The following is a 368-nucleotide window of genomic DNA, read 5'->3' as shown; positions in this document are numbered from 1 at the left end:
CACGAGTGTTGATTATCCAAAATTAGACATACGTCTTCCATAAATTTGGGCATACTCAAACAAAGCAGCGGCCATCCCGGATTTCCAATCGAGAGGAAGCTGCCCAGAGAAAAAACGGCGAACAAACGAAATGAAGGAAAGAGAGACGTTCGTCCGTTTTTTGGTTTGATCATACAGCCATCGCAGCAACACATACGCAATGAACGCCCCAAACAGCTGATTGTATACCGCATTTTCCGTCGTGCCAAACAAGGTTGGGACATTCAGATATTGCTTTACCCAGCGGAAAAAGACTTCAACGGTCCAACGTTGTTGGTACATGTCGGCAATGGTTTCCGCAGACGCATGGAAGAGATTCGTCACGACCC

1 protein-coding gene is annotated in these 368 nt (G+C 46.7%); it reads right to left on the bottom strand.

Features of this window, described 5'->3' with window-relative positions:
• Window positions 1–12: 12 nt before the first annotated feature.
• Window positions 13–368: transposase (locus BRO54_RS18985; protein WP_139268124.1), on the bottom strand; the 356-nt coding region annotated here is incomplete at its 5' end.

Origin of the sequence: Geobacillus proteiniphilus, from assembly GCF_001908025.1 — a bacterium.
Classification (GTDB): domain Bacteria; phylum Bacillota; class Bacilli; order Bacillales; family Anoxybacillaceae; genus Geobacillus; species Geobacillus proteiniphilus.
The sequence above is the reverse complement of the archived record's forward strand: the minus strand, read 5'-3'. Positions and strand labels throughout refer to the sequence as shown.